The organism is Sulfitobacter sp. HI0129, from assembly GCF_001635395.1.
Classification (GTDB): domain Bacteria; phylum Pseudomonadota; class Alphaproteobacteria; order Rhodobacterales; family Rhodobacteraceae; genus Sulfitobacter.
In genome coordinates, this window is record NZ_LWGH01000622.1 from 1 (window position 1) to 2,896 (window position 2,896).

General features: G+C 65.3%; 3 protein-coding genes, 1 tRNA gene and 1 pseudogene. 3 read left to right on the top strand and 2 right to left on the bottom strand.

Annotated features, from left to right (window positions below):
- Window positions 1-232: pseudogene (locus A3764_RS16295) on the bottom strand (DUF45 domain-containing protein); the annotation flags it as partial.
- Window positions 233-353: 121 nt separating this feature from the next.
- Between A3764_RS16295 and A3764_RS16300 the strand changes: the two are divergent.
- The 3 genes from A3764_RS16300 (at window position 354) to mnmH (ending at window position 2,016) form a co-directional block, all read left to right on the top strand.
- On the top strand, window positions 354-683 hold the full coding sequence (locus A3764_RS16300; RefSeq protein ID WP_067919792.1) for a TIGR02300 family protein: 330 nt from the start codon (window positions 354-356) through the stop codon (window positions 681-683).
- A 93-nt stretch (window positions 684-776) separates the two neighbouring features.
- Window positions 777-852 (top strand) — tRNA-Ala (locus A3764_RS16305).
- A gap of 117 nt (window positions 853-969) precedes the next feature.
- The gene (gene mnmH, locus A3764_RS16310; protein WP_067919796.1) at window positions 970-2,016 is read left to right on the top strand and encodes a tRNA 2-selenouridine(34) synthase MnmH; all 1,047 of its coding nucleotides are present in this window, start codon (window positions 970-972) and stop codon (window positions 2,014-2,016) included.
- Here mnmH and selD read toward each other — a convergent pair.
- On the bottom strand, window positions 2,009-2,896 hold an 888-nt coding region (gene selD, locus A3764_RS16315; RefSeq protein ID WP_082865960.1), incomplete at its 5' end, for a selenide, water dikinase SelD. The two genes, mnmH and selD, sit on opposite strands and share 8 nt — an antisense overlap.

The window sequence follows — 2,896 nt, forward strand, 5'->3', positions numbered from 1 at the left end:
GTGCACCGTGCCCCACCAGAATGTCGCCGCCCCGCGCCGCCAGATGCCCGCGAATCCATGGCTCCTTCTCCCGGGCGAAATTCATGGCCTCGGACGCAGGCAGCCCCGCGGGCAGCGTCAGCGTCACACGCCCGTCCACCTGCGAGATCCGAAGCGTGATCCGCCGCGCCCGCGCGGAACGTCGCAAGACGAGCGGAACGGGTGGATCACCGGGTAGAACGGGGTCTTTCATGGGGCGGTCAGCGTTCCTACATATGGCGCGGGGGTGGGCCAAAGCCTTTGACAGTGCCCCCCTCATATGGCACTTGCCCGGAATCATCTACACGCAACCGAAATGTCAGAAAGGGTGTTTCATGCCCAACGAAGAATGGGGAACCAAGCGCCTGTGCCCGACGACGGGCAAGCGTTTCTACGATTTGAACAAGAACCCGATCGTCAGCCCCTACACCGGTGAAGTCGTCGAGGTGGACAGTTCCAAATCCCGCATGATCGCTGCGGACCGCGAAGACGCCGTCACGGCGAAGGCCAAGAAGTCGAAGGTCGAGGAAGACGATACATTGGTCGATGACGATGATGTCGATGTCGATCTGGATGACGATATCCTCGATGATGACGACGATGACGACGATACAGTTCCGCTCGAAGACATCGCGGACGTCGCCGGGGGCGATGACGACGATTGATTTTCCGCGAAGGCGGGGCGGATTTTCCGCTTGATCCCGCCTTCGCTTGCGCCTAATTACCGGCGCATCCTACCTCGGGCCTCGGCCCGATACGGGGCCTTAGCTCAGCTGGGAGAGCGCCTGCATGGCATGCAGGAGGTCAGCGGTTCGATCCCGCTAGGCTCCACCAAATTCCCCTCCGACAGACAGACTGTGACCAGCCCCTTGGCGTTTGGCGGGCATCTCTGCGGGTGCAGGCCCGCGGTGAATTGGGTATGACGAAGCGTCGGCAAAAACAGGCGCAGCCATGAAACCTCTCACCCTCGAATCGCTTTCCGGTCTTACACAGCACGGTTTCGATACGATCATCGATGTTCGCGCCCCGCTGGAATTCGCCGAAGACCACGTGCCGGGGGCTATCAACCTGCCCGTCCTGTCCGACGAAGAGCGCGCGCGTGTCGGCACGATTTATAAAAGACAAAGCCCCTTCGACGCGCGAAAGATCGGTGGCGCGCTGGTGGCGGAGAATACCGCCCGGCACTTGAAGGGCCCCCTGTCCGGAATGGCAGGCGATTGGCAGCCCCTCGTCTATTGCTGGCGCGGTGGTCAACGATCCGGTGCATTCGCGACGATCCTCGATCAGGTCGGATGGCGGGTGCGCCTGCTGTCGGGCGGCTACCGCAGTTATCGCCGGCTGGTCGCCAAAACACTTTATGACACGGAACTGCCCCATCGCCTTATGCTGATCGGCGGCGGGACCGGAACGGCCAAAACCCGGCTCCTGAGCTTTCTGCAGGCCGAAGGCGCCCAGACCATAGACCTCGAAGAACTGGCGCAGCACCGGGGGTCGCTGTTCGGCGCACGCCCGGGCGGCCAGCCGTCTCAGAAGATGTTCGAATCGCGGCTCGCCTCTGCCTTGGACGGTCTGGATCCAGCCCGCATCACCTTCGTCGAGGCGGAAAGCAGCAAGATCGGCGAACGGCTGGTTCCCCCGATGCTCTGGACGGCAATGGGCAACGCGACGCGGATCGAACTACAGGCCCCGTTGCGCGCGCGGGCGGCCTTTCTCTGCAGTGCCTATGCCGACCTGATGGAGGATCCGGCAGCCCTTGCCGCGCTCATCGACAGGTTGCGCCCGTTCCACGCCGCAGAGGTCATCGCCGAATGGCAGGCATTGGCAGCTGCAGGGGATTGGCCCAGACTGGCAGAGGGGCTGATGTCGGCCCATTACGATCCGCGGTACACGAAACACGCGGCCCGCCTTACCTCCGGAAGCACCCCGGTCGAGCTGCCCGATCTTTCCGACGCGCGGCTGGAAAGCACCGCCCGCGAGCTGGCCGCGCGTTTCAACTGATGCGGATGGGGCCCTCGCCCTCTTCCAGCGCCCCGATTATCCAGCCGGACAACCCATCCGCTTCGAGCCGGGCAAGCGCATCCCGCGCGGCATCGGGCGCCAGCGCCGCGAGCAATCCCCCCGCCGTCTGCGGATCATGCAGCAGCGGGTCGGGCGTGCCGGAAACCGGCGCATCCGCCATATTGGCCGGCAAGAGCGCCGAGGCGACTCCCTGTGCCGAAAGCTCCCGCGCCCCGTCGTAGATCGGAATGTCCTGCCGCCTCAGCGTTGCCCGCAGCCCGGAGGCGCGGCAGATCGCCTGAACATGCCCGCAAAGGCCGAAGCCGGTCACATCCGTCATTGCATGGGCAGACGACAGGATCGCGGCTTCGCGGTGCTGGGGCCGTTCCATCGCTGACAGGGCCGCCTCTGTCACCCGGCCCGGGGCGCGCCCCTGCATGGTGGCGGCCATGATCACCCCCGATCCGATCGGACGTGTCAGCAACAACAGATCACACGGCTGCGCGCCGGCGACCGTCACGGGCGGGCCGTCGGTGGTGCCGGTCACGGCGAAGCCAATGGTCAGCTCCGCCCCCATTGTCGTATGCCCGCCGGTCAACTGCGCACCCACTTCGCGGAAAACGCCCGTCGCGGCTGCCGTGATCTCTTCCAGACTTCGGCGTTGCAAGGCATCGGACATGCGCGGCAGGACGATGCTCGCCAAGGCGATCTGGGGCGTGGCCCCCATGGCGAAGACGTCGCCCAGCGCATGGACCGCCGCGATACGGGTCATGCGGGCCGGGTCCGCCACGATGGCGCGCAGGTGATCGGTGCTGAGGACCTGAAAGCCGCCGCCGGGCAGCCGCAGAACGGTCGCATCGTCTCCCGCTCCGGTTGCCAC